This window comes from Vreelandella vilamensis, assembly GCF_031451755.1.
Classification (GTDB): Bacteria; Pseudomonadota; Gammaproteobacteria; order Pseudomonadales; family Halomonadaceae; genus Vreelandella; species Vreelandella vilamensis.
Genome location: NZ_JARWAN010000032.1, coordinates 1 through 23176, shown reverse-complemented (window position 1 = coordinate 23176; position 23176 = coordinate 1). Strand labels below are relative to the sequence as shown.

Annotated in this window: 24 protein-coding genes and 3 pseudogenes; 15 read left to right on the top strand and 12 right to left on the bottom strand. The window is 51.7% G+C overall.

Annotated elements, in window-relative coordinates; all coding sequences use genetic code 11:
- The first annotated feature begins 301 nt into the window (after nucleotides 1-301).
- Nucleotides 302-625 carry a hypothetical protein gene (locus QC823_RS14950; protein ID WP_309657142.1) on the top strand — a complete coding sequence of 108 codons (324 nt, stop codon included), beginning with the start codon at nucleotides 302-304 and terminating at the stop codon, nucleotides 623-625.
- Between the two features lie 137 nt (nucleotides 626-762).
- The gene (locus QC823_RS14945; RefSeq protein ID WP_309657141.1) at nucleotides 763-1674 is read left to right on the top strand and encodes a hypothetical protein; all 912 of its coding nucleotides are present in this window, start codon (nucleotides 763-765) and stop codon (nucleotides 1672-1674) included.
- A gap of 247 nt (nucleotides 1675-1921) precedes the next feature.
- Here the strand turns inward: QC823_RS14945 and QC823_RS14940 are convergent, their stop codons facing one another.
- From QC823_RS14940 to QC823_RS14915, 6 genes are all read right to left on the bottom strand, one after another.
- Nucleotides 1922-3787, bottom strand: a complete 1866-nt coding sequence (locus QC823_RS14940; protein ID WP_309657140.1) for a hypothetical protein — start codon at nucleotides 3785-3787, stop codon at nucleotides 1922-1924.
- Between the two features lie 273 nt (nucleotides 3788-4060).
- Nucleotides 4061-4522 (bottom strand): hypothetical protein, encoded by a 462-nt coding sequence (locus QC823_RS14935; protein ID WP_309657139.1) that lies wholly within the window; start codon nucleotides 4520-4522, stop codon nucleotides 4061-4063.
- Between the two features lie 70 nt (nucleotides 4523-4592).
- Nucleotides 4593-5261 (bottom strand): hypothetical protein, encoded by a 669-nt coding sequence (locus QC823_RS14930; protein WP_309657138.1) that lies wholly within the window; start codon nucleotides 5259-5261, stop codon nucleotides 4593-4595.
- Between the two features lie 367 nt (nucleotides 5262-5628).
- Complete coding sequence (locus tag QC823_RS14925) at nucleotides 5629-6051, bottom strand: hypothetical protein (RefSeq protein WP_309657137.1); 423 nt, start codon at nucleotides 6049-6051, stop codon at nucleotides 5629-5631.
- A gap of 102 nt (nucleotides 6052-6153) precedes the next feature.
- A complete protein-coding gene (locus tag QC823_RS14920) occupies nucleotides 6154-7434 on the bottom strand; it encodes a Y-family DNA polymerase (protein WP_309657136.1) in 1281 nt (426 codons plus the stop codon).
- Entirely contained in the window at nucleotides 7431-7880 is a 450-nt protein-coding gene (locus QC823_RS14915) for a LexA family protein (RefSeq protein WP_309657135.1), read from the bottom strand. Before QC823_RS14915 ends, QC823_RS14920 begins: the two co-directional genes overlap by 4 nt.
- 384 nt (nucleotides 7881-8264) lie before the next feature.
- Here QC823_RS14915 and QC823_RS14910 point away from each other — a divergent pair, with 384 nt between their 5' ends.
- Together QC823_RS14910 and QC823_RS14905 are read left to right on the top strand one after the other, a co-directional pair.
- Nucleotides 8265-8603, top strand: a complete 339-nt coding sequence (locus tag QC823_RS14910) for a helix-turn-helix transcriptional regulator (protein ID WP_309657134.1) — start codon at nucleotides 8265-8267, stop codon at nucleotides 8601-8603.
- Nucleotides 8590-9846 carry a type II toxin-antitoxin system HipA family toxin gene (locus QC823_RS14905; RefSeq protein WP_309657133.1) on the top strand — a complete coding sequence of 419 codons (1257 nt, stop codon included), beginning with the start codon at nucleotides 8590-8592 and terminating at the stop codon, nucleotides 9844-9846. Before QC823_RS14910 ends, QC823_RS14905 begins: the two co-directional genes overlap by 14 nt.
- Nucleotides 9847-9887: 41 nt before the next feature.
- Here QC823_RS14905 and QC823_RS14900 read toward each other — a convergent pair whose 3' ends face one another.
- On the bottom strand, nucleotides 9888-11228 hold the full coding sequence (locus QC823_RS14900; protein WP_309657132.1) for a DUF2252 domain-containing protein: 1341 nt from the start codon (nucleotides 11226-11228) through the stop codon (nucleotides 9888-9890).
- 487 nt (nucleotides 11229-11715) lie between these two features.
- On the opposite strand from QC823_RS14900, the pseudogene QC823_RS14895 reads away from it, so the two are divergent.
- Nucleotides 11716-12036: pseudogene (locus tag QC823_RS14895) on the top strand (transposase); the annotation flags it as partial.
- Nucleotides 12037-12191: 155 nt separating this feature from the next.
- Here QC823_RS14895 and QC823_RS14890 read toward each other — a convergent pair.
- Nucleotides 12192-13154, bottom strand: a complete 963-nt coding sequence (locus tag QC823_RS14890; protein WP_309657131.1) for an SLAC1 anion channel family protein — start codon at nucleotides 13152-13154, stop codon at nucleotides 12192-12194.
- A 240-nt stretch (nucleotides 13155-13394) separates the two neighbouring features.
- Between QC823_RS14890 and QC823_RS14885 the strand changes: the two genes are divergently transcribed.
- Together QC823_RS14885 and QC823_RS14880 are read left to right on the top strand one after the other, a co-directional pair.
- The gene (locus QC823_RS14885; protein WP_309657130.1) at nucleotides 13395-13724 is read left to right on the top strand and encodes a hypothetical protein; all 330 of its coding nucleotides are present in this window, start codon (nucleotides 13395-13397) and stop codon (nucleotides 13722-13724) included.
- A gap of 164 nt (nucleotides 13725-13888) precedes the next feature.
- The gene (locus QC823_RS14880; RefSeq protein ID WP_309657129.1) at nucleotides 13889-14515 is read left to right on the top strand and encodes a peroxiredoxin; all 627 of its coding nucleotides are present in this window, start codon (nucleotides 13889-13891) and stop codon (nucleotides 14513-14515) included.
- Nucleotides 14516-14704: 189 nt separating this feature from the next.
- Here the strand turns inward: QC823_RS14880 and QC823_RS14875 are convergent.
- A pseudogene (locus QC823_RS14875) lies at nucleotides 14705-15442 on the bottom strand (IS5 family transposase).
- 494 nt (nucleotides 15443-15936) lie between these two features.
- Between QC823_RS14875 and QC823_RS14870 the strand changes: the two are divergent.
- The 3 genes and pseudogenes from QC823_RS14870 to QC823_RS14860 all read left to right on the top strand — a co-directional run.
- The gene (locus QC823_RS14870) at nucleotides 15937-16287 is read left to right on the top strand and encodes a type II toxin-antitoxin system PrlF family antitoxin (protein ID WP_309657128.1); all 351 of its coding nucleotides are present in this window, start codon (nucleotides 15937-15939) and stop codon (nucleotides 16285-16287) included.
- Nucleotides 16288-16727: 440 nt separating this feature from the next.
- Nucleotides 16728-17225, top strand: coding sequence for a type II toxin-antitoxin system YhaV family toxin (locus tag QC823_RS14865; RefSeq protein WP_309657127.1), 498 nt, complete (start codon nucleotides 16728-16730; stop codon nucleotides 17223-17225).
- 161 nt (nucleotides 17226-17386) lie between these two features.
- A pseudogene (locus tag QC823_RS14860) lies at nucleotides 17387-18189 on the top strand (RNA-guided endonuclease InsQ/TnpB family protein); the annotation flags it as partial.
- A 219-nt stretch (nucleotides 18190-18408) separates the two neighbouring features.
- On the opposite strand, the gene QC823_RS14855 reads toward QC823_RS14860, so the two are convergent.
- Nucleotides 18409-18582 (bottom strand): zinc-binding dehydrogenase, encoded by a 174-nt coding sequence (locus tag QC823_RS14855; protein ID WP_309657126.1) that lies wholly within the window; start codon nucleotides 18580-18582, stop codon nucleotides 18409-18411.
- Nucleotides 18583-18774: 192 nt separating this feature from the next.
- Between QC823_RS14855 and QC823_RS14850 the strand changes: the two genes are divergently transcribed.
- From QC823_RS14850 to QC823_RS14835, 4 genes are all read left to right on the top strand, one after another.
- On the top strand, nucleotides 18775-19773 hold the full coding sequence (locus QC823_RS14850) for an aldo/keto reductase (protein ID WP_309657125.1): 999 nt from the start codon (nucleotides 18775-18777) through the stop codon (nucleotides 19771-19773).
- Nucleotides 19774-19831: 58 nt separating this feature from the next.
- Complete coding sequence (locus tag QC823_RS14845) at nucleotides 19832-20758, top strand: aldo/keto reductase (protein ID WP_309657124.1); 927 nt, start codon at nucleotides 19832-19834, stop codon at nucleotides 20756-20758.
- A gap of 27 nt (nucleotides 20759-20785) precedes the next feature.
- Entirely contained in the window at nucleotides 20786-21172 is a 387-nt protein-coding gene (locus QC823_RS14840; protein WP_309657123.1) for a hypothetical protein, read from the top strand.
- A gap of 62 nt (nucleotides 21173-21234) precedes the next feature.
- Nucleotides 21235-21450, top strand: a complete 216-nt coding sequence (locus QC823_RS14835; RefSeq protein ID WP_309657122.1) for a hypothetical protein — start codon at nucleotides 21235-21237, stop codon at nucleotides 21448-21450.
- 90 nt (nucleotides 21451-21540) lie between these two features.
- On the opposite strand, the gene QC823_RS16305 is transcribed toward QC823_RS14835, so the two are convergent.
- Nucleotides 21541-21987 (bottom strand): integrase catalytic domain-containing protein, encoded by a 447-nt coding sequence (locus QC823_RS16305; RefSeq protein WP_479715096.1) that lies wholly within the window; start codon nucleotides 21985-21987, stop codon nucleotides 21541-21543.
- A gap of 150 nt (nucleotides 21988-22137) precedes the next feature.
- Between QC823_RS16305 and QC823_RS16300 the strand changes: the two genes are divergently transcribed.
- The gene (locus tag QC823_RS16300; RefSeq protein ID WP_479715095.1) at nucleotides 22138-22404 is read left to right on the top strand and encodes a hypothetical protein; all 267 of its coding nucleotides are present in this window, start codon (nucleotides 22138-22140) and stop codon (nucleotides 22402-22404) included.
- A 313-nt stretch (nucleotides 22405-22717) separates the two neighbouring features.
- Here QC823_RS16300 and QC823_RS14825 read toward each other — a convergent pair whose 3' ends face one another.
- Nucleotides 22718-22921 (bottom strand): cold-shock protein, encoded by a 204-nt coding sequence (locus QC823_RS14825; protein WP_309657121.1) that lies wholly within the window; start codon nucleotides 22919-22921, stop codon nucleotides 22718-22720.
- Nucleotides 22922-23176 lie beyond the last annotated feature (255 nt).

The window sequence follows — 23176 nt, the reverse complement described above, 5'->3', positions numbered from 1 at the left end:
CACACGCCATAAATACGGCTACTGAAGACCGAAGCCGGCAACCCAGGGCTGCAAAAATGCTCAATCGGCGTTCTCATGAATGAGGCGGGCTGATAGGTCATGGACACACAGTCGCGCTCAACGCATAGTAAGACTTAAATTGACTAAGGATATAGTCCGTCATGAGTAAACCAGCTTGCTGGAGCGAATACTTGGCTCTCTACCACACTGTCTACCTTTGCATATTGGGCGAACTAGTAATCACCGATGGCGTGTGCGACACCTAGCCACGCCTAGGTGTGAGCCGGAAACCCTGATCAGTATGGCTCCAAGAGAGTTAACAGGTATCCACACCCGGCTGGGAGAGGCAGTCTCGGGCTGCTTATCTAGACGAGAGATTCAACCAGGAGAAATCTCGGGGTTCGAAAACAGTGTGGTCTGCTGCTGCGCTCTTTCCGATGGCAGCGTCATTATCAAACTCAGGGCATCACTAAACGTCGATCAGGGCATTATCGGGCGGTTCGCTGATCAGCTACCTATCATGGTGGTCTACGTTGATCGCGAGGAATGTTTTCGTTTTAATAATCAAGCCTACGTGAATTTTGACGACGTTAGCCGAGAAAACCTCTACGGTCAGGGCCGATAGCTGATATTGAAGCGAAGGCTGAAGCTGTTGGGCATCGTGTTCATCCCGCTTTATTATTAATGAGGGTGTCGAACGGGGTGGGTGTTGGGAAAGGTAGCTTGGACAGATATATAATCTTAAACTCGAGGACTAAATTTATGAGTATTGGAGAGGACGATTTACGTGGTGGCTTCACTGAGCTTGAAATTGCAGCTGGTGTGCCTGAGCTTGCATTTGGTTCACACAGGTCTTCTCAAGATAAAAGCTACCAAGAAATCTTAAATAAAGAGCGCGATTCAAAAAAATATAAAAAAAATGAATCCTATATAAAAAGCATACTGGATGGCAATGAAACATTGAGCTTTATAAAAAAAAGGCTAATAAAGCTAATACTGGAAGATGAGCGAAACTATATAATCCAAAGATATGCTTTAAAAGAGAGGCTACCGGAAGCATATGTTAATATTATAAAAGACGAGAGATGCCTGGAAATTATGATAAAGGGACTTATATCAAAGGTTTCAAAAATAAGCTTAACTTCTTGTATTAACAATGCGATCATAAAACTATCTTCTGATGTAAAAACAAACATCAGCAATGAGGTGCCCTATTATAGGGTCGAGAGAATTCAAAAGTTCATACATCAGGAAGTAGACAAAGTATATGGGAATGGATCGCATAAGAATCTTCCCGTCAGTCACATGAGAAATCTTTTATCTACTGCCAGGCTTTACCTGAGTCTATATGACATAAGTTATCATGGGGATTCATATAACAATGAACTTATGGTTATAGGGGACAAACTTGCTGAAAAAGAGTTTCTTGACGCAGAATCTTTTTATCAAGATGGTCTAGAGTATTTAAACAGCACCAAAAAATATTATCCAAAGTGGAGAGTGAGGCATTTAAAGCACATCAAATACTTCTGTAGCAAAGGTTCTAGGGATTTGATTGAAACGATAATAAAATATGAAGATAAAAACATTTCAGAGGAATTTCAAAAAAAACATCTTATACATCTCTTTATAAAGCATCCTTTGAGTTTATTCCAAGAAATACAAAAGACGTAATCCGTTAGTACAGACCAAATATCAAATATAAGCTATAATTTAACACTACTAACTTCATTACCAGGTATAGGCAATGTTAATATACTTAAGGTCGCCACTACAATCATGCAAAAAACGGCAACGATTAGTGTTTTCAAAAACTTTAGGAATTTATCTTGGCGCTTGGACTAAGTCTCAAAAAGAAATAAATCAAACAACCCAGATGAAGTGAGTTGTTTGATCTTAACGAGAGAATGTTAGTTATTCTCTATTTCACATTTAGCGCGTAGCGCGTGCGTAGCACTTCGTCGGTAGCAACCCTATTAAAAAGATTAACCAAGGTCAATTTGGACCTAAGAGCCTCATTTTCATAGGTTTCATCAGCTACATCAAGGTTTTTAACCTCAACAAAATCGTACCTTTCAAAATTGGCGTGGTCAAGACTTTTAATATTAATTCTTTTGTTAAATGAGTGACAATCTTGAAGGAATGCTTTATGTTCAGTAACATAAGAAAAATCTTTCATTTTATGGATTACTTTATATCTGCTGTATCGAGTGTAAGGGTTTTGGCTTGTTTTTTTTCTAAAGAATTTGTTTTTATACTGTAAAGTCGTATTGCTATCTTTTAACCAATACCTGCCTATGTCAAACCAATACCCACGTTCAGCAATGCATTCTACTTTTAAATATCCCATTTCGTCAGATAATAGATTGGAAATTGAATTCAGAAAAAAATCTATGTTTTCTTTCTTGACTGAGATATGAAGTGAATCGGTGTTGGCATAACATATTTCGGAATCTTTAATAGAAATTATTTTCTCTATTGTTTTAATCATCTTAATGCGTGAATTGGCAACGACTTGAGATGAAAGGCTGAAGATATTAAAAGGAGACGAAAGATTGATTGACTTCAATTCAATTTCAGAATTATTCATATAGGCTAAGAAATTTTTGTTATTCAATAATCGTTTAACAGATGTGACAGATTTCTTTCCTATCAGATCTATCCCATATTCCTTTGACAAGACAGCATCCATGTCTTCAATTGACTTAAATGAAGTATTTTTATAGTGTCTTTTTGACGTTGAGCTATGCATGGTCTGAAGTTCAAATGTTGCAAGTTTATAATGAAGTGCTGAATTCTGTGACCTGTAATTCATTCTTGCTGAATACAGACGCTTAGCACGGTTATATAGTGGATGGGTTATACTTTTTTTTGATATAATACCATCAATTACCTCTACATCATCAAAATATTCTTTATAGGCTTCTATCTCGTTCTTGAAAAGAAGACATTGGATTACGTCCTCATTTTGCATATTGAAATGAAAGGATTTTGTCGATTCTACGTACTTAAATGGATGGAATGACCTGAAGAAACTTTTTTTCGGATGTTTTAAATTTACACGGTAAATACCATACTGAAGTCTTTCTAGATCCACATTTTTATCTTTGAATATTTTGTACTTAAGAAGTCGTGGATCGGCAAATTCTCCTTTCATGCAGGATGGGTACATTGAATTGAAATCCAAGGCAATTATTACCCTATCATTCCTCTCTTCATAGAGCTTAAAAACATCTTGATAGCCTGACATGCTTGCTAAGCCGAACCACTTTTCAAGTGGGCTACTAAAACGAAGCTTTCTTTCGACACGGTACAGGTTTGCACCTGAAAAAAATTGTCCTAAGGAACTAGCTACGATTCCTTTATTTTTAAGCTCTAATAGACCTCGTTCCATAAACTTAATTCGGGATTTTTTGCATTTAAAAAAAACCACGTTATCGAACACTGGAAATTTTTCTTCAAATACACTTACCCTTGCATCTAATTCAACTTCAATCTCAAGGAGCAAGCTTTTTTCCTTGTACGTTAACACCATTAAATTCTTCTTTTCAGTAGTGCTTAAAAATGAAACAAAGTCTCTCGCATCATAATTTTTATCTTTGTACCAAATATATTTACCATCTGTTGCAATTAATTTAAAGAGAAAATCTTTTGTTGATGATAATGAAGTTGACATAATTCTTTTGTTTTTTTTATATTTTTCTTGAAATGCATTGTGCAAAGGGATGTTGTTATCAAATTTCCCACATACAATAAAATTGCCTGATTTATTTTGTTTAGTCGCCATGAATAGTTACAAGCTTCCAGGATTCGAATTTAGAGGTTCTTCGACGTTTCATGTAGATTTGGCCTGATCGAGCAAGGGGGGTCAACCTCTCAGAAGATGAATTATTGAAACAGCCGTTTCCTTTACACTCATCAGCCCTTCCCCTTGGACGGGGCGTAAACAACACGTCTATATTGGATGTAGCTGCTATCGAACAAAAGTGGTGCCCCGATAGGAGCGTCCGGCGGAGAGCCGTAGATACGGAGAAGATTTAATCGCCTCGTTAGGGGAGGGTCAGTGGCTGATGGACAGATATTTTGCGAATTTTGCATCAAGAATCCGGTATTGGTCGTTGAGCCAGAGCTTGATGTTTCTCTGCTCATGGACATTGGTTGATCGCTCCGCGCTAACCGGCACACCCTCAAGTTCAGCTGAAAGGCATTGTAGATCTACACCTTTTGAATAAAGCTCTTCATCCAAATATTTTGCTATGTCGGGTGAGAGTATCCATTTTGCTTCTTTAGTGCCCAATATCAGATTGCGAAGCTGATCATCGGTTGCTTTGCCACTAGTCATGACGCTGCTAATAAAGGCAGTTGCGGCATTATAGATAGCCAAACGCTTTTCAAAAAGCTCAAGCTTGAGCTTGTTCTGCGCCGTTCTCCATTGACGATACGCTATGAGTAACCCGAGCAGTGCCACAGTGGGCACCAATAGCGCCCCGATGTAGGCAGTCCAGTGCGGATCAGATGTCATGCTTGCACCTTAACGTCCGGCACACGTGCCGATTTTTAGTGGCAGAGAAGCGGTCACTGTGCTCCACTTGTTAGAATTTGTTGCCATACACACCTCTCTCAACAGGAGCACTCAGACCAAACTTAGCCGCAACAGATTTAACGGTCCTGACGAACCATTCTTGGCTATCTGGATGTACTAGAACTTTCTCTATGGCTGCTGCTAAGTCCAAGTTGACTGTCACACCGAGGGGCGTCTCTTTCTCTGGCCGGTAGGCTGAGTATGTAATTAATAAAATTCTAGCTTCTTGCTCGAAACTGAAATGTGGGCGCTTTATGAAGAACGGATCGCTATAAGAAAGCTGACCTTTCACATCTTCAGGTCGAGAATACTGAACATTTCTCAGATAAAATCCTATGCATTCCCTATCTATTATGGAGATGTTAGTCTTCAGCTTTTCCACTGTTGTTTGAATGGCAACTGTATTGCCTCCACGGCCATAGAGTTCCCACATCACCATATTTTCTTCGATGTTTTTGTGCCAGCAACTTACGTAGGCGTTTCGGCACAGATATAACTGGAAGTCATCCGCATTGTTTATTGGCGAGCCTTCTTTCTCTTCAAAGCTTTCATAAGCGCTTTGAATAGCAATTCTCATCTCGTCGGGAAAGAGCCCCTCACTTTGGTCTTTGAACGTGTCAGACCTAGCGAGCCAAAGATTGCGCGAGTCTAGCAATGACACGAATTTTGCGAGATCCATATAGCGCCATAATTTCGTATCTCTAGACAAAGAAGCTTCAACTTTGAGCGGTAGGTTGAACAAATTATTCCCTCAGAATTCTAACAAGGATAAACGAGCATATGCTGCCTTTGCCGACATGTCTGCTTTGGGTCGTCTTCTGCCCTTTCATCCTTCATTGTTTCCCACCTTTTCCAACGCCAATACGCATAAACACGCTGAGGATTTGTCTCCAGTACAGCCATGGGACGTTGGTTTTCCAGTTGCGCATTGGGGGTGCCATCCAGCGCCTTGCTTGTACTTCACCTATCGCTCTAATGGCTGCGTTCCAAACATTTTCTCTGCTGGGGGCGTCGATGATTTCTCTGCCATCCTCACCCATGTGGAGCTATGCCTGTATATCGTCAGGTTCTGGGGCATTGGGGTCGCATTGATCAAGTAGTATGTTGAGCCGAGCAGGCCAAACAGTTGATGCCTTTTCTAGCACTGTCGCTGTCTTTAGCAACGCGTCTCGTAACCAAACTTCAACAGCCGCGCAGACATAATCATTTTCTTGCGGTGGCACCACAGCGCTACTGTTACCCGCCTGAAGAATAAAAAAATATTCGGGGATAGGCAGTGCGCGGCCATCCCGAAGGTAAGCCACAATCTCACCGCTCATATCCGGCAAGTAACCATCATCGCTTTGTAAGCACTCTAATGCCTGGCGAAATGTTTCCAGTGGCTGGGGAAACCGATCACGTAGATCAAAGGCGCGATACGCAAATACAGTGCGTAATGGATCAAGACTTGATGATGGGGTTGGCGGCATCCTGCGCTCCATGCAAGAAAAGAATCATTAATATCCTAATGCACCTTAGCAGTGGAAAACTGTTTTTGCCCATTATTCTGATCGTTTTCTCATGCTCAATGCTTACAGCTTGACTTGAGGCAACTCATTCCAGCGAGTGGTGTAACGCGGTGTTCGCCGTTCACTGCGCAGTGTCCAGGCATTGTTTTGCCGAGGCAAACCCAGCTGAATCGTGCCTTTGCCCAGTTCTCGGTTGAGCTTGTCGACCGTGGCCATGAGCCGTTCGCTGCGCTTGACCTCTGCCGCCGTTTGCGGTGTTTCCGTCAGCGTGAGTTGGCGGTTAGCTTTAGGGGCAAGATCGAGCAGCATCACGCCGGCTTTGTGGTAGCGGTACCCTTTACGCCATAGATGCCTGAGCCCTTGCACGGCGGCCGCGATAAGGTCACGGCTGTCGTCGGTGGGACGATCCAGCGTGACGACCACCCGGTTGCGGTACTGGGGTAAGTCGCTGCGAAACGGGTTGGTGCGCACAAAGACCATAACGGCACTGGTGACACCGCCTTGCTGACGTAGCTTTTCGCCGGCGCGGGCCGCGTGGTGGCGAATGGCTTCGCGTAAGTCGTGGGGATTGCCGGTCAGTCGCCCAAACGAGCGCGAGACCATGATCTGTTGCTTGGGCGCACTCATGTCGTCGAGTTGAATCGCCGGTTGCCCCCGCAGCTCCCATACCAGGCGCTCTTGCACGACCGAGAAGCGCTTGCGCACGTGTTTGGGATCGGCCTCGCGTAGCTGCCAGGCGGTTTCAATGCCCATCACCTTTAGCCGCTCGCCCGTACGGCGTGCCACGCCCCATACCTCGGTTACCGGCAGCTGTTTAAGCAAGGCGTGAGTCGTGGGACTGTCCGCGGTGAGCTGGCAAACCCCCGCTTGCTGGTAGGCAGGGTGTTTCTTGGCCATGTGATTGGCAATTTTGGCCAGCACCCGCGTGGGCGCAAATCCCACCGACACGGGAATCCCCGTCCATTGCTGCACCGTTTGGCGTAAGCGTTGGCCGCGTGCGTCGAGCGTCGCCGGATCAAACCCCTGAAACCCCACGAACGACTCATCGATGGAGTACACCTCGACATGAGGCGAGAACTCGCTCAGCACCTCGGTGACGCGCCGGGACATATCACCGTACAGCGCGTAATTGCTCGATAGCAGGACCGTTTGACGGCGGATGGCCGGTGGCAGCAGGTGCATGGCGGTGCCCATGTCTACGCCCAGCGCTTTGAGCTCGTTCGAGCGCGCGACGATGCAGCCGTCATTATTGGAAAGCACGCCGACGGGGTGGCCTTCCAGGGCTGGGTTAAACACGCGCTCGCAGGAAACGTAGAAATTGTTGCAGTCGACCAGGGCGATCATAACGGCGTGGCCCCGGGCAGGCTGTGCAGCACATGCGTGACAACACCCCACACGTGAGACTCACGTCCGTCCAAGGGAATCGGCGGATAGGCGGGATTACTTGCCCGCAGGTAGGCGCGCTGCCCGACCCGCTCCAAGCACTTGACCGTCAGTTCGCCATCAACGGCAATCACGAGAATGCGGCCGGGCAACGCGTCCAGGCTGCGATCAACCACGAGCAGATCACCGGGGTGGATGCCATCACCGATCATCGAATCACCCTCAACGCGCACAAAGTACGTCGCCGCTGGGTGTTTGACCACATGGCGGTGAAGGTCAAGGTCGGTATCGAGGTGATCATCCGCCGGGCTGGGAAACCCAGCGCGTACGGCACTGGTGAAAAGCGGCAACGGGTGAGGCACGGCGGCGACATCCGCTCGGCCTAACAGTGACACGGGCAGTGACATGGTGGCTCCCTATAAACTGAATATAAAAACAGTATAGAGAAACGCCACCGAGGTACAAGCGCCACATGACGCCTTACGGTGCGTCGGGTGCTGCCTGCCTTAGTTCGCGTGCAGTTGGGATCGCGACTTCATCGGCATGGGCCGTGGTCGGCGTGAGTCCCTCCAAAAGTGCTGCTTCCGTCCAAGGCAGACGCCGTGTGTTAGGCCCTCATCTTGTTGGGGGTACTTCGTCTTCATGGTATTACCTTCTAAAAATCCGTCGTTCTGTGTACGTAGAAAATTTACGCAATTCCTTTACGCAAAGCCATCCACCTAAGGCGGCCGAAAGCATAAAAACGATATTATGTTATCGATAAGAAGTCTTATCTATATTATAGTATCGGTATGAAAACACGACACGTCACCCTCAGCCCCAAAGCCTCTCTCTCCCTGCGTCTGTTCGCCGGACTGATCGAAGAGGGAAGATTACGTAAAGGGTGGACCCGCGACGAGCTCGCCGAGCGGGTGGGCGTCGGCGTGGTCACGATCCGTCAGGTCGCCAAGGGATCCCCCCGAGTGGCCATTGGGACTTACTTCGAAGCCGCGGCGCTGGTCGGCGTGGCGCTGTTCACCGATGATACGGACACACTAAGGCGCGAACAGGCGACCCAGCGGGAGCGGCTGACATTGCTCCCCAAGCGGGTTCACCGTCAGTCCCAAGAGCCTATTGATGATGACTTCTAGTCGACACGCCTACGTTTGGATCTGGCTTCCCGGACAGACATTCCCGGTGGTCGCCGGTCTCGTCGAGCGCGATGACCAGGACCGTTATCGCTTTACCTATGGTCGTCGCTACCTTGAACGACCTGATGCGATCGGCCTCTTCCCTGATGAGCTTCCCCTTCAGTCAGGCACCCAGGAACAAGCCGACGGCGCGCTGCCCTCCTGCTTGCGTGATGCCTCCCCGGATGCCTGGGGACGTCGCGTCATCATCAATCGCCTAACAGGACAGAAAGGCGATACAGCTGATGGTGTCGACTTCAACGAGCTGGTCTATCTGCTTGAATCCGGCTCGGACAGGATCGGTGCGTTGGATTTTCAAGAGTCTGCCACCGATTACAGGCCACGCGAGAGTCAGGCTGCCACCCTGGATGAGTTGCAGGAAGCCTCAGCGTATGTAGAAGCAGGAGAACCGCTTACTCCGGCCCTAGAACAGGCCATTCAGCACGGCAGCAGTATCGGCGGCGCACGCCCCAAGGCCCTGCTGGACGATCAGGATCGCAAGCTGGTGGCAAAGTTTTCTTCCAGCACTGATCTCTACAGCGTGGTGAAGGCGGAGTTCATCGCCATGCGGCTCGCCAGGCAGGCGGGACTCAATGTTGCTCCCGTCGAGATGGCCAGCTCACTAGGTAAGGATGTTCTGCTGGTGGAACGCTTCGACAGAGTGAAGACCACTGACGGCTGGAGTCGGCAAATTGTGCTCTCGGCCCTCACGCTGCTCGGCCTCGACGAGATGATGGCCCGCTATGCCAGTTATGAGGAGCTCGCCCATCGGATCCGATTCGAGTTCGATCAGCCAGGGGAAACGCTGCGCGAGCTGTTCGGCCGCATCGTCTTCAACGTACTCTGCGGCAACACTGACGACCATGCACGTAACCATGCGGCCTTCTGGGATGGCGTGAGCTATCGACTGACGCCGGCCTATGACATCTGCCCCCAGTCACGTACCGGTGGCGAAGCCACTCAGGCGATGCTGCTGCATGGCCACGAGCGTCGCAGTCAGCTGATCCAATGCCTGACAGCCTCGGGGCGGCTTGGACTGAGCCAGATTCAGGCCCGTGAGATCATCAATCACCAGATAGCAACCATTCGTGAGCACTGGGGTGCTGTCTGCGATGAGGCTGACCTGAGCCGAGTAGACCGCGACTTCCTTTGGGGCAGGCAGTTTCTGAACCCGTTTGCATTGGAGGGCTATAACGAGGTATAGAATATACTCTCTCCTGGCCAAAGCACGGTCGTCAAACCTGGTCAACTCTTCTTATCCGCCTTCTGATGGTTATCCTGCTTCGACCAATCCTCGACGAAAAAACGGTAATCCTGCGTTGCACACTCAGCGTAGCTCAGGGCCAGCGTCGTGACCATATCGACAAAATGGTCAAGTCGCCCCTCCAGTTGCGAACAGACGCTGCGCGCAAAACAAGCCGGATCATCAGGGTTCAATGCACGTGCTCCCCGTAGATGCTCACGAGCAAGAATACGGCCCCACTGCCCCACCAGTTTTCGATAGGGTTTTGCGGAATCGATCTTGTCGGTGGGAAAATCTTTCTTGTAGGGCGAGCGCTCACGTACGGAAAATACCCGGTCGTCCAGGTGCAGCCAACCCAGATAAATATCTGGGTGCTCTGCAATGGCACAGAAGGCCGCTGCGTGGCGTATACCCTCGTGAGGAAACGCGTTGCGCCAGGCTTGCTTTTCGTTGCGCGTCATCAGCGCCCATCCTTCGGGTGGGGTCTGCTGCTTAATGTCGAGAATCACGTCATCGTGTTCATGATTACGTCCGCCTTCAATCAGCACGTAGTAGCGCTCCAGCCCCAGCGAGCCTGTGCCAGCATTCAGGCGCCGCGCCATATCCTTGACGCGAAAGTGGCTGTCCTCCGCCTCAGCGCGTCTGCTCTGAAGCGTCTGAGGATACTCTTCCTCAACCGCCTTACGCAGTTGACTGCCGATATGGGCAGGTAAGCCGGCGAGCTTATCTGGCCGTTCAGCGAACCGGCGCCCTTCCGCGGTCTGCTGCGTCCACTTATGCAGGCTCTTTGCCCGACTGTTTTTGTCGCCAACGTGCTGCATAAAAGGCTTCAGAGGACCTTTTGCCGTATCGAGCGTGACTGCCCCTGGCGTCTCGCCACGTTGATGGCCTACCAACTCGTCATGATAGCTCTCCACTAGAGCCACGAGTGCCTTGCGTATGCCTTTGCGGGACAGGCCGACGTTTTCACGAGCATCGAGTACCAGGCTAATGGCCAGGCGCCAAAGGTCATACTGGTAGTCACCGATCAACGCGTCGTCAAAATCATCCATGCCGTAACGCACGCTATCGTCATGGTGGCCATACGCGCCGAAGTTATAGGCATGAGCATCCCCCTGCAGCCACGTCTGGGTCTCGGGCAGCCCACCGTACAGAGCGAAGCGCCAATCGTGCCAGACATCGTTCCAGTAAAGATGATTGGTGCCTCGGAAAAAGCGATACGGTGAGACAGCAAGCTTGTCATACTTGATCGCTCTATCAGCATCCGAGAGGTTGGCATTGGCAGCAGCAATAGCATCGAAAACTTGCTGAGGGCGGTTATGGCGGGTCAAGGGCTGCGACATACAACTACCTCCTGGAAATGATGGCTCCAGTATACGCCCTGAGGACAACTGGAAAGATAACAGACCAATGAATCATGATCGCTCGACGCCGTAAGGATGAGGCGGCAATACGTCAGTCTGCGATGTGACACAGGAACCGAGAGCGTATCATGCTATACCGTTCGCTCAGGGCCGATGCATATTAAGGTAATTGGAAGTTTTGGACCTTGTACGTCCAAGACGAGCGAGAACTGGCGGGTCACAATCTGCGAAAACGCTGAAGCCTGCCGTTGAACGCACACCGTCGATTTAAATGACCATAAGCGTCAACGGATATAAGTGGGCAAAGAGACCTTGTCGGCCATCAACGAGTGACCGCTCTCTTGATGTTGATAAAAGCGCCGCAGAGTACTGACAAAATCACCTACCTTAAATAGGTAACTTCACGTCAGGCATTGATAGGCTATACAGGGTATCCCTTTAGCTCCACAAGTAGCAGAATCCTTTGATGGATATGCCAACAACTGTTCCGATAGGTGGAAATGATTACCCAACGACCTGGGTTCAATTCCTTGATTGGTTCCACTCTGAACAAGCGTGCCGGGACTATTTGGAAAAGCTACGCTGGCCGGACGGACTGGTTTGCCCGAAGTGCGGGGTAATATCGGAAGTTCATCGACGCAGACGCGGCAGGATGATCTGTCCAGTATGCAGGCACCAAGCAAGGGTAACAGCAGGCACCATTTTTGATAAAACGCGAACAGAGCTTCGCGTCTGGTTCGCCGCCATTTGGTATACCACCAACCAAAAGCATGGCGTCAGTGCACTATGACCTCAAAGCCATGATCCCGCAATTTCTCACGGTCGCGGCGAGAACTCCGCCGATGCCATATCGGTTCCTGAAGATGGCTGAGTCTTATGCGTCATCAGGAAAAACTATCGTCCGTAGGCGCGAGTGATACCTCACCTGCCTGTCGTTAATCATTATTCCTCAACACAGATTTCCTGCCGGCGGATCGCCACCGCGGTTCTCACCAAAAGCCCCGCAATCAGCACGATCAAAAGCACCAATAGCAGTACACCCAACCCTTTGAAGAACGCCAGTTCCAGCAGCTCATACATGCTCAGCGTGGCAATGGTGATGGCCGCCATGGGAAAGGAATAGGCCCACCAGGACAGGAAAAACGGAATTTTCAGAAAGCGGGGTACCTGCGTGAACAGCATCAGGGTCAGGAACAGGGCGCTGTAGTACAGAATTCGGGCAAAGGCATCCAGCTCGCCGTTCAGTTGCAACCAGGAGACAAAACCAACACCCGGCGGCGCAATCAGGATGAACAGCGTGGGTAGCAATTTGCCAGGCAGTGGGTGATGGAAAAACATCCGGTTAAAGATGATGGTCAGCAGCACCAGCCAGAACACCACGCCAATGCTGAAGAAGAACCAGGAGAGCTCAGTGAAGCCGTGTTGTGTCCCGGCAATAGGCACCAGAATATTACCGACAATGGGAATGAACCAGGCCGGGTTCATGTGGTTGATTTCAAAATGGGTGTGATGGATCCAGGCCAACAACACGTAGAGCGTGAAACCCAGGTGCAGTGCGGTGCCAATTGCCCAAACCACGAAAGAAATGTCTTTCTGATGCGGTAGCAGCGCAGTGCTTATCAATATCAGCCCGATGGAAATGGTCGGAAAAAAGTTGAGTTTGATCGGGTGGCTGAATTCGGCCTTGACCAGATCCGGGTGGCGGAAGGCTTTCAGCGCGTAAATGAGCGCAAGCGTGATAAAAACCGCGATAGTCAGCACGAGGGTCACCGAGCTTACCCCCAAAGAAAGCTCGAAAACGGTTTCCGCCCGGTGTAGGGCAATGGTCAGCCCGGCCAGCCCCATCACCATGGCGAACCAGGAGATGGGGAAGTTCTGCAGGCGGGATGTGTCGGTCTGTGTCATTGCTTACCTCGGTCCTCTCGGTATTTAAGTATCTGAACGAAAATGCCAGCCCCTGAAAGCTGACGTAAGGACTCATCGTTTATGTAAAGTGGTGTAAGGGAGTATTTTAGTGACTATGTCATAGTTTTCTTGTTATGGGCGGGATTCCGGGTGCGACGGAATGTTGCGGCCAGTGAAACCTTGTCTTAACGCTTTTTAAGCTCGACTTAGAAATGGGTTTCTTCGGATACGGTGACCGAGATGGACAACATCGTTGTCAGCATAGGGCTGTGTGTATTGTTCGCCGCCTTGCCGTTGTTGGCGACCGCCGCTATCGATTGCTCACCACCGTTCGCAGACCATGGTCAATTCAAGGCACTGGAGAGGCCTTTCAAGCGGGCGGAGGATGTCACTGCGGCTTGCCTCAAATGCCATGCCGAGGCCGGGGAAAAGATTCGGGATACCACCCACTGGACCCGGCTCTATGAACACCAGGAAACTGGTCAGACTCTGGGTAAAAGCAAGGTCATCAATAGATATTGTGGCATGACGGTCACCCATGAGCCGCGCTGCAATGATCACTGGCTATAAAGACCTGGACGAGCATTGAACGCCCTGCTGGCAACGAGTGGTCAGTCTTTGATTAAAACTAATAGGCCTATAGATAGATTAATTTTGATATAAGGATAGAAAGCTTTTACGCTGTTGGTGACATCAACGAACACCCCATATTCATTCAGAAAGGAAATGTATTCATGAGCATTCGACTCGGCGAAACCGCCCCGGATTTTAAAGTAGATACCACCAAAGGCGAGATCAGCTTCCACGACTGGAGCGGTGATTCCTGGGTATTCTTTTTCAGCCACCCGGCTGACTTCACGCCGGTATGCACCACTGAAATGGGTCGTACCGCACAGCTGTCAAAAGAATTTGAAGCGCGCAATGTGAAGCCTCTGGGCCTGTCCACCGACAGCGTTGACGAGCACCTGAAGTGGATTGATGACGTCAACGATACTCAGAACTGTAATCTGCAGTTCCCGATTGTGGCCGATCCAGACTTCAAAATTGCCAAGCTGTACGAAATGATTCACCCGGGTGAAAGTGATACGGCGGCGGTTCGCAGTGTATTTATCATCGACCCCAACAAGAAAGTGCGCCTGACCATGACCTATCCGATGGCGGTTGGCCGTAACTTTGACGAAATCCTACGGGCTATTGACGCGCTGCAGACCGCAGACACCAACAGCTGTGCCCTGCCGGCTGACTGGCGCATGGGTGGTGATGTGATTATTCCGCCGTCTATTTCGGACGAAGAAGCCAAGGGCATGTTCCCGAACGGCTGGGAAGAGCTGCGCCCTTACCTGCGCATGACCAAGCTCTGAAAATATGCTGATCTGACGACTTAGCTTTGGTGATCAGTTTACACGGAAACCTCGTGCGTTTAGTACGAGGTCGGATAGCTCGGCGCCCATCGGGCGCCTTGTCAAATACCCAGTGCAATCATTTCTCTAAGATGCGTCGCATTTGCACCCTGGCTTCCAAAGCACTATCGATTAGGGCCTGTTGACCTTTCACATTGGTAGCCATAAAAAGCCGCAGGCCAAGGGCACCATGCTTTCGTAATTTCGCTTCAGTTTATCGTATCGCGTCGCGATGGCGCGATACGGCTTCAATCGAGCAAAGGCATTCTCGACGAGATGCCGATAGCGATATAACCCTCTGTCCAGACTGGCATTTCCCTTTTTCGAATTACGCCTGCGGGGAATCACGGCTTCCATGTCCTTTGCCTCCACTTGCTCACGGATACGCTCGCTGTCATAGCCTTTGTCAGCTACCAGCGCACCACCTGCCGGCAAGTCATCAATCAATGCCTGGGCTTCTGCGCTGTCGTGTACCTCACCGCCCGTTATCCTGAAGGTGTTGGGAAGTCCGTAAGCATCAACAGCCAGATGAATTTTGCTGGTGTTGCCTGCACGGCTTTTGCCAATAGCTTCTGCCTCCTCTGTGCAGGCGCCTGTACTGTCTTGGTGTGCTTTAACGTAAGAGCCATCAATGAACAGCCACTCGACATCAAGATCTTCCACCAGCGTGCTGAAAACTCTCATCAGCTTTCCGCTCGCCGATCAGGCGTTGAAGCGCTTATAGGCTGTATTCCAGGGCCCAAACGCTTCTGGCAGGTCCCGCCACTGGCAGCCAGTGCGCATCCGATAAAGGATGCCTTCCACAGTGATGCGCAGGTTGGCCTTGTCATAGATACCTTGTTGAAGCAGGATAGGTTTCAGCTTCGACCAGTGTTCATCCATGAGCATTTGTCAGGGCATCGCAAGCTCGCAGTTTGTTGGCGTGAGAACCTCTATTCTGCGAGCTTGCCCCTATCCTGCCAAATCATCTTCGATCAAACGCCAACACGCCCTAGTACGAAAACCGCCATGCGATTGACTCTTTTAAACGTACCCTTACGGGCCTAGTGTCGCGGGGCTTACGCCCCGTCTCCCCTCGGGAATGTGCGACACCGGATTGGCTTTCCGCCGCCTTGCCACCTTCGGCGCTCACTCCTACGCCAGCATGATGGTTCGTTCCAGAGTCCGAAGCTGAGGAAGCACCTCGGAGTGGGTCTTTACCCTATGTAGCACGTAGCGGGTTGGTTACCGCTTTCCCTGGTCAACCGTGCGAACTTGTGATGTCACAAGCTCGGAGGCTTTAGCCCCGAGTAGTTGACTGCTTTTTCTGCCATTGATGGGGCAATGCGATTGCATTATTTTAAACGCATTACTTTTGCATTGCCATTGAGCGGAGGCCAATCATGAACACGGTCATTGAGGACGACTCCACCCTAACGGATCGTTATCAGACGACCGTTCCGGCATCGGTTCGTCGTGTGCTGAAGCTGAAACGCCGCGATCGGATTCACTACATGATTCGCCCCAATGGGGAAGTGGTGCTCACTCGCGCTCGCGATGAGACAAGCCAAGACCCCGTGATGGCAAGCTTCCTAGCCTTTCTAGAACGCGACCTGCAGGAGCATCCGGAAAACATTCGACCTATCACTGCCAGCACCTTTGCCGAGGCTGAACGCCTGACCGCAGGCATTGAGGTAGATCTCGATGAGGAACTGCCAGAGGACGACGACGACACGTCAACTACCTCCGCCTAAAGACGGAGGCTTGTGAAAACAAGCCCGGTTGACCAGCCTAAGCCCGCCTGACAGGGACAGTCGAAAGGGGCTACGTGTGCAACAGGTCGTTAAGACTCACCAGTGGATGCTTCCTCAGTCCGCTGCTCTGAAAGGTCAGGATCATGCTGGCGCAAGGTAAAACGCCGAAGGTTCTGATCGCCGCGCAAGCGGGAGCCGGTTGCACACATTGTCGAGGAGAGATGGGGCGAATACCCCGCGACACTAGGCCTTTACGGGCAAAGCTTAACGGCCCAGCAGGTGGAAAGCCTGCACCTTAATTCCGCACGGTGGTGGCAAGACCCATCACTTGATACACACTCAGCAAAAAAGGAGACGCGGACAGGGAATCCCACGTCGTGCTTCGCACGACGCGCTATCCCTCCCGGCACTAAAGTACCGGGTTTCCCGCGCAAAATCTGATGAAGCCTCTAGAGATAAACGGATGGACGATCTACGCACATCCGCTATTCCTCGAGCAGGTCGATGCGCTCACGCGTAAGGTAAAGCAACTCCAGAAAAAGGATCCGCTCGGATATCGCAGCAAACCGGCCACCAAGCGTCTGGCAGCGATTGTGAAGCTGGCTAAAAACGACATTCCACAGGATCCGTCAGGCCTTCAGTATCGCCAAGGAAACACCCTCGAATCTGAGCACACCCATTGGTGCCGAGCAAAGTTCTACCAGCAGTACCAGCTGTTTTTTCGCTACGACCTTGCAAGCAAGATCCTCATTTACGCTTGGGCCAACGACGAATCCACCAAGCGCGCCTACGACAGCAAGCAGGATGCTTACGCTACTTTCCGCAAGATGCTCAAAAAAGGTAACCCACCGGATAGCTGGAATGACTTGTGGAAAGCGTCCGTCAGTGATGGCGAACGCATCGAAACACGTCTGGAAGCAAAAGATGATGAGCCTTAATTTCGACATGCTGGGATTGGCATCTTGTTATCCGTCCCCCAATTAGCCAGCCACATCATCAGCAGTCGCGGGCAAGCCGGTTACCGGGTAGTCTTCCCAAGCTCTTAGCGTGCCCCCACCGCCATGGTTGTCGATACTCAGGCATCATAGAAAACAACCTACCTTTCCTTAAATCGAAAAAGAATCGTCAGTCAGCCACCTTTGCCAGTTCGGCGTTTTCGTACCGTGACGGCCAGATCACGCTCGCCAAATGCAGCGAGCCGCTAAATGTTCGCTGGAGCCGCGATCTACCGGCGAAACCGAGCAATGTCACCGTCTCCAAAGACCGCGCGGGCCGTTATTTTATTAGCTGCTTGTGCCAGGTCGAAACAGAAGCCTTAGACATCGTGCCGAAAAGGGTCGGTATCGACCTGGGGCTGAAAGCTCTTTTCGTGACCAGCGACGGCCAGCGGGTCAATAAACCGCGCCATACCACGCAGTACACACGCAAGCGCAGCGTCGCCTGAGCCGTAAGCAAAAGGCGCCAAATAACCGCGCCAAAGCCAAACAGAAAGTCGCTAAGTGCCACGCCAAAACCGCCGATATCCAGCTAGATCATCTTCACAAACTCACCCGCCAGATCGTTAACGAGAACCAAGTGATCGCAACGGAGAGTTTGCAGATAAAGAATATGGTTAAAAACCCCCATCTGGCCAAGGCCATCAGCGATGTGAGCTGGGGTGAGCTGATGCGCCAGCTTGCGTACAAGGCTGAATGGGCAAGGCGGCAGTTCGTCCAAATCGACCGCTGGCACCCCAGCAGCAAGCGCTGCCATGGCTGTGGCTATGTGATGGAATCACTGTCGCTCAACATCCGCACCTGGGACTGCCCGGACTGCGGCGCTGAAGGTATTGATCGGGATGTGAACGCGGCCCGCAATATTCTACAAGCAGGCACCGCGCTACTGGCTGGCGCCGGGAGTTGAAGAACATACCGAGGTGCACTCGGAAATGAACGCCTGTGGAGTTTGTGTAAGACCGGCAATGCCAAGGCATTGAGGCAGCGGACAACGAAGCAGGAACCAGGAAGGTAACAACCTGGGAATACTCATCCTGAAGCGCGCCAGCGTTGAAGGGTGGGGAGGATGTTAATTGAACGACACCGACCATCAAGCTTTCCGATTTGCTCAAGGGACAAAAGCCGTCTAGTCACATGCACTACAGGTCGGCAAGGCTAGGGCATTACCATTTACGAGCTTACCGGTAACGTGGCCTTCTTCAAGCTTGCGATGCGCGTGGCCGAGGTTTTCAGGAGTCAATGGGCCGATGACCTCGCTCAGCGTCGAGCGCAGGTGTCCGGCATCGAAGTGCTTGGCCATTTTCGCCAGAGTCTGCCCTTGATGCTCGATATGGTAGCTGAATAATTGATCTTCGCGCCACTCTCCCGCCGCTCGGCGCGATCAATATCAGCACTTCCTGAAGCAAAAACGATGCGCCCTCCTTGCGAGTTGTGCCGAAGGCTACCAAGCTACTAGCGATCAAATAAAACTTCCCAACGCTTAGGAGACTTAATGGACACGCAACGTTTTGGCAATACCGATATTCAGGTCACGCCGGTTGGTCTGGGTACTTGGGCCATCGGCGGCTGGATGTGGGGTGGCACCGATGAAGCGAAATCCATCGACACCATCCACGCGGCCATCGATAAGGGTATTGGCTTGATCGATACCGCGCCCGTCTATGGCTTTGGCCGCTCTGAGGAGATCATTGGTAAAGCACTTTCGGGCGGCCGGCGAGATAAGGTTGTACTTGCCACCAAGGCGGCGTTGAACTGGAGCGACAATCACGAAAACCTCTGGCGCGATGCCACGGCTACGCGTATTGAGCGGGAAATCGAAGATTCGCTCAAGCGCCTTCAGACCGATACCATCGATATCTATCAAATCCACTGGCCCGACCCAAAAACGCCCATGGAAGAGACAGCACGGGCCATGGAAAAGCTGTATAAGGCCGGTAAGATTCGCGCAATCGGCGTTTCCAATTTCAGCCCGGAACAGATGGATGCGTTCCGCGAAATCGCACCCCTCCACAGTCTGCAGCCGCCCTATAACCTGTTTGAGCGGGAGATCGAACATGACATCCTGCCTTATTGCCAAAAACACGGCATTGCCACTATTACCTATGGTGGTCTCTGCCGGGGACTTTTGACGGGTAAGATGCGAGAAGACACCGAGTTTACTGGCGATGACCTGCGCAAAGTGGACCCTAAGTTCCAGGGTGAACGCTATCAGCAGTACCTTAAAGCGGTGGCTGAGCTTGAGCAGTTTGCCCGCGAGCGCTATCAAAAGAGTATATTGGCGCTATCGCTTCGCTGGCTGATTGATCAAAAGATGACGACCACAGCGCTTTGGGGCGCTCGCCGCCCTGATCAGCTTGACCCGGTCAGCGAGATTGAAGGCTGGTCACTGGACGCCGAGGCGTACAAGACCATCGACGAAATACTTCAGCGCTGCATCAAGAACCCGGTGGGGCCTGAATTTATGGCACCGCCCACCCGCAAAGAGGCTTGATCATCCGCATCACTACGCGCAAACGCCAAAAATCATCACGGTCGGCTTGGGTGGTTTCATGACCGATTGCATCCTGTCACGGCGCCGGCTCCTGCAGGCCATGCTGTCGCTGGCTGCGGCCACGTCAATACCGGCGATTTACGGTAATGACAAGCAGGCGCCGTTGACGCGTCCGGTGCCTGATACCGATCTTAAGCTCCCGCTGGTGGGCCTTGGCAGCTGGATCACCTTCAACGTGGGCAATGACCCCGTGCTTTTGAAACAGTGCACGGCGGTGATGGCGGCCTTTTTCGCCATGGGTGGGCGCATGATCGACTCCTCGCCTATGTATGGCTCATCCCAGGCAACCATCGGCCATGGCCTTGAGACCCTAGATGCTTTCGATCAAGTTTACTCAACCGACAAGGTCTGGACATCAAGCCACGAGGAAGGGCCCGAACAGATCGAGGCCTCGCGCCGGGAGTGGGGCGTTGAGCGCTTCGATCTGCTTCAGGTGCATAACCTGGTGGCCTGGGAGGCGCATCTGGAGACGCTTTTCGCGATGAAGGAGCAAGGCGAAATAGGCCAAGTCGGCATCACCACCTCACATGGCCGGCGCCATGACAAGATGGAGCGCATCATGCGCGACTATCCGCTGGATTACGTGCAGCTGACCTATAACATCGTGGATCGGGAGGCCGAATCGCGCCTGCTGCCCTTGGCGCGCGAGCGCGGCATCGGCGTGATCGCCAATCGCCCCTTCCAGCAAAAACGCCTGATTCGGCGCTTGGAAGGCAAGCCGCTGCCCTCCTGGGCGTCAGAGATCGAAGCCGGCAGCTGGGCCCAGTTTATTCTCAAGTTCATCATCTCCCACCCCGACATCAGCTGCGCCATTCCCGCCACCACCCGCCCTGATCATGTGCGCGAGAACATGGCCACAGCCCGAAAGCCCCTACCCGATGCCGCTATGCGCCGACGCATGGCTGAATATGTTCAGAATCTCTGAGCCGCGCGCCCATAATAGGCAATGTCGATGGATATGAGCGAAGAATGGACAAGCTATCGCCCGGCGGATCTACTGATGTTCTCGCTACGGGTCTACGAGCGCCTCTTCGTGCTTCACAACCAGGCACTCTGGCCGGGGCAGCTTTTGGCGCTCGCGCTGGGCGCGGCCATGCTGCTTGCTCTTCTGCGTCCCACGGCCTTGCGGCTGCGCCTGACCTTTCTGGCCCTAGCCCTTGCCTGGGTGTTCGTGGCCTGGACCTTTCTCTGGCAGCGCTACGCACCCATCCAACTGGGCATCCCTTACGTGGTGCCATTTTTTGTTCTGCAAGCGCTGTTGCTTGGTCTTTATGCCATCAAGAGCACGCCTGAACTTGCAGGAAACAGCCTGTCGCGATTTATCGGTACCGGACTCTGACCCTACATCCCCTTTTGACCATGCACTGGCGTGGTCTAGCGGGAGCTGAAGTATTCGCGCTGATGCCGGACCCCTTGGCCATCGCCAGCCTGGGCACTGTCATCATACTCAAGCCAGCGCACTGGCGTTGGGCGCTTTCAGTTCTACCTGCACTCTGGTGCCTAACAAGTGGGTTTACTCTCTACCTGCTAGATGCGCCAGGTGCCACTGCTACACTGCTGGCATTAGCGCTTTACCTAGTCGCCATGGTATGGCCGCAAAGAAAGCGCTCGGGATAACCTAGAAAGGAGAGCCATCGCCAGTCTGATGAAAGTGATCAATACTCTATTAAGGCTCTTCGTCGTTGGGTGTGGAATTAGCCCCCTGAGCTAGGCCGGGATATGACCTCCACTTGGACAGGAGGCACGGCATGTGCGGCCCAGATTCTTACCCTCGACCTGGGCCTGCAAGCGCTCTGGTCGATGACTGCCTGAACCTGGAAGCCAGCCTCGCGCTTCACTCTTGAACTCAGCCGCATTGTCCAGGTAGAGCAGCCTGGGCTTGCCGCTCATCGGCCAGTCCATTTCCACGCCTACTCCTCCCAGCCAAGGGCGTTTGTCGCAGGCGACATGCGCTAGGCACAGGCCGACTGAAACGGCAGACGGCGCTTCCAGCGTGACTTCCATGCCGAGCACGCAGCGGGTGAACACGTCGATGGCGATAGTCAGGTTGGGACGGCCAATCAGTTGTCGGTCGCGCTCGTCGACCACGATCAGGTTGATGACCGTGTAGTCGATCTGCACTTGCTCCAACGGCGCGGTTACGACGGGAGGCACACCACCACCACCTTGCAGGTCACGGGACGCATCCCGGCCTTCACGGCGGCGAGTGATCTTGAGCGGATCGAGTTCGGCGATCCGCCGAGCTACGGTGTTCCACGCTGGCAGTCGCAACTGTTGCGCTTTACACGCCTGTACGACTTCCCGATGAAACGCCGCCAGGCTACGCTTCTGATTGGTCAGGAAGCGCTTGTGCAGCAGTTCACGGATGATGCGCTCGACCGACTCCAGCAGACGACTCTTGCCCTTGCCACCGCCGGATCGGCCGGGAGCCAGGTCCGGTTACAGGGCCAGTACCTTGCTGTGCGCGGCGGATCAGGACATACACCTGCTGCCGGGACAGACCCAGCGTTTGAGCGTCGTCGTCGGCAGCCTCAAGCCCTACCACTTCAAGTGCCGTTAAGGGCCCGATGATGGCCGTACGCTGCCGGGGCCTGTGTTCAGGCTTCATCAGACAGGGTGGCCACGCCTTGCTCAGCAATCAGTAAGGTATCTGACGCCATGACCCAGCCCGCCATAGGAGTACTGAGCAATGGCGAGGTTGGTGAAAGCGACTATTGATATCGAGCTATCAGGAGTCGCCTCCATATCGGGCGTTGCGACCCGTCACCTAGTGCAGTTGTCTTCTGAAAATGACAAATTGACTAAATGCCGATGATTTTGGCACAAAAAAACACCGTAACCCGTTGAAACAGGTTACGGTGTTCGAAGCCTTACGGCTTAGATGTCAGGCAACTTCGATGTTTGAGGCTTGCAGGCCTTTTTTACCTTGAATCACATCAAATGAAACTTGTTGACCATCTTGCAGAGATTTAAAGCCATCGGCCTTAATTCCAGAGAAATGAGCGAACAGATCGTCACCACCATCGGTGGGAGAAATGAAGCCAAAACCTTTAGCGTCGTTAAACCACTTAACTGTGCCAGTTGTCATATTCAAATTCCTTAGCGCGAAGCGCTTTAATTACAATTGCTAGGTGTTACCCCAGATGGAGTCGAAAAAACAAGGGGGATATAACCAGGCTACTGAAAAATTCGAGTACAACTGACATATGCATCTTGCTAACCAACGGATTACACTTTGTCATCCTGGCTAGGTGTTTGGTCCCGGATGATGAAATCGCCCATAGAAGTTATCCTCTGCTAGCAGCCAGGGAGCTTCTTCATCAATTTATCCGGGAGCAGGTTC